3 protein-coding genes and 1 pseudogene are annotated in these 4,613 nt (G+C 71.3%); 2 read left to right on the top strand and 2 right to left on the bottom strand.

Going from position 1 to position 4,613, the window contains the following annotated elements:
• The first annotated feature begins 135 nt into the window (after positions 1–135).
• Together hemL and DD1DGNOD_RS23465 are read left to right on the top strand one after the other, a co-directional pair.
• Positions 136–1,494: a glutamate-1-semialdehyde 2,1-aminomutase gene (hemL, locus tag DD1DGNOD_RS23470; protein WP_131768588.1), complete on the top strand. Its 1,359-nt coding sequence runs from the start codon at positions 136–138 to the stop codon at positions 1,492–1,494.
• Positions 1,491–2,201, top strand: coding sequence for a histidine phosphatase family protein (locus DD1DGNOD_RS23465; RefSeq protein WP_131768587.1), 711 nt, complete (start codon positions 1,491–1,493; stop codon positions 2,199–2,201). Before hemL ends, DD1DGNOD_RS23465 begins: the two co-directional genes overlap by 4 nt.
• 215 nt (positions 2,202–2,416) lie before the next feature.
• On the opposite strand, the gene DD1DGNOD_RS31390 is transcribed toward DD1DGNOD_RS23465, so the two are convergent.
• Both DD1DGNOD_RS31390 and DD1DGNOD_RS23455 read right to left on the bottom strand, forming a co-directional pair.
• A complete protein-coding gene (locus DD1DGNOD_RS31390) occupies positions 2,417–2,560 on the bottom strand; it encodes a hypothetical protein (RefSeq protein ID WP_430827859.1) in 144 nt (47 codons plus the stop codon).
• Positions 2,561–2,666: 106 nt separating this feature from the next.
• A pseudogene (locus DD1DGNOD_RS23455) lies at positions 2,667–4,496 on the bottom strand (TIR domain-containing protein); the annotation flags it as partial.
• Between the last annotated feature and the right edge of the window lie 117 nt (positions 4,497–4,613).

Below are 4,613 nucleotides of genomic sequence, written 5' to 3'. Positions count from 1 at the left end.
CAGGCGGAGCCCGGATTTTCGGCAGGCGGAGCCCGGGGCTATCGGCCGGCACCAAGCCGCTGGTACGACCGGTACGACGCCGCTGGTACGACCAGGGCCAGCGGGGTGCGGCGCCGACCTGCGAGGATCGGTGGCATGTCAGTCGTGTCCGGGGCCGCAGCCTCCGAGGAATTGTTCCGTCGAGCTCAGCGGATCATTCCCGGCGGGGTCAATTCGCCTGTTCGGGCGTTCAGGGCGGTCGGCGGCACGCCGCGCTTCATGGTGTCCGGGAACGGTGCGTACCTCACTGACGTGGACGGCCGCAGATACGTCGACCTGGTCTGTTCCTGGGGTCCGATGATCCTGGGGCATGCCCACCCGGCGGTCGTCGAGGCCCTGCGGGTGGCCGCGTCGCGGGGCACGAGCTACGGCACGCCGAGTCCGGGCGAGGTCGAACTGGCCGAGGAGATCGTGTCCCGGGTGCGGCCCATCGAGCAGATCCGGCTGGTCAACTCCGGGACCGAGGCCACCATGAGCGCATTGCGGCTCGCCCGTGGCTTCACCGGCCGATCGAAGATCATAAAATTTGCCGGCTGTTACCATGGTCATGTCGACGCGCTGCTTGCCGCCGCGGGTTCGGGGGTGGCAACTCTCGGTCTGCCGGACACGCCGGGGGTGACCACGGCGACCGCTTCGGACACGATCGTCCTGCCCTACAACGATCTGACCTGCGTGGAGGCAGCCTTCGCCGAGTACCCCGAGCAGATCGCCGCTGTCATCACCGAGGCCGCCGCGGCGAACATGGGGGTCGTCCCACCGCTGCCGGGTTTCAACGCCGGGCTGCAGCGGCTGTGCGACGTCCATGGTGCCCTGCTCATCCTGGACGAAGTCATGACCGGTTTCCGGATCGGCCCGGCCGGCTGGTGGGGAGCAGAGGGCGCCGTCGAGGGATGGGCTCCGGATCTGTTCACCTTCGGCAAGGTGATGGGCGGCGGGCTGCCGGCGGCGGCTTTCGGCGGGCGCGCCGAGGTGATGGCCCACCTTGCCCCGGCCGGCCCCGTCTACCAGGCCGGGACGTTGTCGGGTAACCCGCTCGCCGTCGCCGCTGGCCTTGCCACCCTGCGCGCCTGCACGCCCGAGGTGTACGCCACGGTGGACGCGCGCGCCGGCGACGTCGCCGGCATCGTCTCGACGGCGCTGACCGAGCAGGGAGTGCCGCACCTGCCGAGCAGCGCCGGCTCACTGTTCAGTTTCTTCTTCACCGACGCACCGTCGGTGGTCGACTATGCGGGAGCGCGGACGCAGTCCAGCGCCCGGTATGCCGCGTTCTTTCACGCCATGCTGGATGCCGGGGTGTACCTGCCGCCTTCCGGCTACGAGGCGTGGTTCGTGTCGGCGGCACACGATGACGAGGTCGTCGAGCGGATCGCGGGCGCCGCGCCGGCGGCGGCCCGTGCCGCGGCCGGCGTGCCCGAACCGATCCCGGCCGCGAGCGCTGGAGGGAAGCGTCCATGACACCTGCACGGCCCGGGGCAACCGGCCCCATCCGCCAGCATCGGTCCCCAGCGCCTGAAGCAGCGTCGCCGGACGGGCTGACCACCGTCCACCTGGTACGCCACGGTGAGGTGTTCAACCCGGAGAAGATCCTGTACGGCAGGCTGCCCGGGTTCCGCCTGTCCGAAGCGGGGGTCCGGCAGGCGAAGATTACGGCGGAGTTCCTGGCCGGACGTGACGTCGCCGCGGTCGTGGCGAGCCCGCTCGAACGGGCGCAGCAGACCGCCGCGCCCATCGCGCAGGCCCTGGGCGTCGGCGTGGACGTCGATCCTCGCCTCATCGAGAGCCGCAACGTCTTCGAGGGCAAGCCGTTCGAGGCCGGGCCGGCTCTGATCCGCTATCCGCGGATGTGGAGGGTGCTGATCAATCCGTTCAGGCCGTCCTGGGGTGAGCCCTACAGCGAGATCGCCGGACGCATGATCGCCGCCGTGGCCGAGTGGCGTGATGCCTTCCCCGGTCGCGAGGTGGTGCTCGTTAGTCACCAGTTGCCGGTGTGGACGACCCGGCGCGCGCTGGAGGGCCAGAAGCTCTGGCACCGGCCGGACCGTCGCCAGTGCGCGCTCGCGAGCGTCACCTCGGCGGTCTACTCGGCGGACCGGCTGGTGCGGGTCGACTACGCCGAGCCCAACGGCCCGAGCACGAACCAGCCCGGCTCCGTCGGCGCCTGAATTCCTGGGCCACTGATGATCGGTGACGTGTCCGAGAGAGCGTCTGGTTCAGGTTGGTGACGATCCGACCGAGAAGTCAGACCCACGGCAGGCCACATCCGCTGTCAGGGATCAACAACTTCCAGTAGGACGAACAGTATGCAGCCTCGACGCGCATACCGCTCGGACCTGTCCCACCCACACCGCCCGAACAGCTTCCCGATGAACCCGCGCCATTACGTGCTGTCCGTGGCAGCTTTCATAGCCTTCGTGGCACCGGCAAGATTTTCTCTAACCGTGACAACAAAGGGATGGTTCGGGCCGAGGACCCGCAGGGCGTCGGCCAGGGTCTGCTCGTGCAGGGCGAGGGCCTGTTCCACCCGTCCCGCCGACCGGTAGGTGCTGGCGAGGTTGTGCCGCGAGCGCAGGGTGTGGGGGTGGTCGGGGGCCGAGGAGCCGCAGCAGGTCGGCCACTGTCTGCTCGTGCAGGGCGATGGCCTGCTCCATCCGCCCCGCCGACCGGTAGGTGCTGGCGAGGTTGCCCCGCGCGGCCAGGGTGTCGGGGTGGTCGGGGCCGAAGGTGCTCTCCTCGAGGGTCAGGACACGGCGGAACAAGGCGACGGCTTGGTCGGGCTGGCCGTGCTCGTCCAGGTAGACGGCGGTGCGGTCGCACAGCCAGGTCAGCCCGCCGGGCGGCGGGTTGGCGCCGTCGGCCCGTGCGAGGACCGCGAGCACATGCGGCAGGCAGCGCCGCCACCGCGGCCACACCGCCGGATTCCCCCTGATGTCCCCGGGCAGGACGGCGGCGCACACCTCCACCAGCACCCCGACCCTGCCCGCCGCCTGCTCGACGGTCAGGGTCGTCCGGGTCGCGGCCTGGACCAGCCGGTGCACACTGACCGTGTCGGTGTCGCGGCGGGCCAGGCTGTAGCCGACCAGCGCCCCGACCGTCTCCGCCCACCCCACCCGGTCCGCGGCCACCTCCCGTAACGGTCCGCCGAGGGCGTCCGGGACGGTGGTGAACAACTCCAACGGGATCGCGTCCGCATCGCAGAACGCCCACAGTTCCAGCAGCGCCACCGCAGCCGGATGCTCTCGGCGCAGCCGGGCGATCGACAGCTCCCACAGGGTGGCGACCGTCCGCGCCGCCCGCTCCACCGGGTCGGGCACCGCCCCCCGGCCGAGCATGTCCTCCAACCGGTCGACCAGCAGGTCGGCGTACTCGCCTGGGGGTATGCCGGTCTGGTCGAGGTAGCCGGCGGCCTGCTCGACGGCCAACGGCAGATCCCCTAGCAGGTCGCAGATCCGATCGGCCACCATCGGATCCATGTCCGGGAACCGGCCGGTGAGCATGACCATCGCCTCGGCCCGCGGTGGCGTCGGGACGTCCACCACCTGGCCGAGCTGCCGCCAGCCGGCCCGCCGGGACGTCACCAGCAGCCGGCCCGGCCCCGGTGACGGCCGCAGAGCTGTGAGCACCACGGGGCCGTCGGCGTTGTCGAACACCAGCAGCGACCGGGGTTGGCGTGCCCAGCCCGCCACCGCCACCACCACCGCCTCCCGCGATAGGCCCACCGTTGGGGCCAGTTCGGCCAGGTAGCTGCCGATCAGCTCCGGGTTCTCCGCCGGCACCCAACCCACCCGGTCGAACGCGTCGGCGTGGCGGTGGAGGTACTCGATGACGAGCGTGGTCTTGCCGACTCCGCCCATCCCCGCCACCGTGGTCACCGCCACCAGCCCGGCAGCCGACAGCTCCCGGTGCAGCTGATCGAGCAGCGCCTGCCGGCCGACGAACCGGGCCAGCCGGGCCGGCACGTTCCACACCGCCGGCAGATCCGCGGGAAACAGCGGGGCACCAGACCCGACCCGCTCCGGCAGCGGTACCGGCTCGGCCGGTTTCCCCCGCCCTACCTGCGCGGCTTCCACCCCGGCCAGCAACCGGGACCGGGCAACCTCCTCATCCCCGTCCCGCCGCCCGGAGACATCCCGTAGATCAATCCACCCCCGCGTGCCCAGCAGCCCCAACGCCCCGGGTTCGCACTCGCTGATCAGGACCGGGAGCAGGCGACGTGCCCCGCCGGCGATATCGGCCGCCCACATCGCTTGCCACTCCGCCGTCCCACCCACCGACTCCAGGTAGGCCGGGGACACCACCAGCACCAGCCGCTCGGCCCGCCGCACCCCTTGGTGTACCAGCGCCGGCCAGTTCGACCCCGGCACGAAATCCCACCCCTGGAACAGGACCCGGTAGCCGGCGTCCTCCAGCGTCCAGGCGATCCACTCCGCCCACGGCCGGTCCACCTGCGTGTAGGACACGAAGAAGTCCGGGTCGGTACCCCCTGCCCCCGTCGGTCACCCGGCCAGCATGCCATGACCACCCAACACGCCAGAAACAGGACGATCAGCCGGCGCCGGCCGGCACCGGCCGGTAGC

Source organism: Candidatus Protofrankia californiensis (genome assembly GCF_900634765.1).
Classification (GTDB): Bacteria; Actinomycetota; Actinomycetes; order Frankiales; family Frankiaceae; genus Protofrankia; species Protofrankia californiensis.
This window is presented reverse-complemented; position numbering and strand designations above follow the sequence as displayed.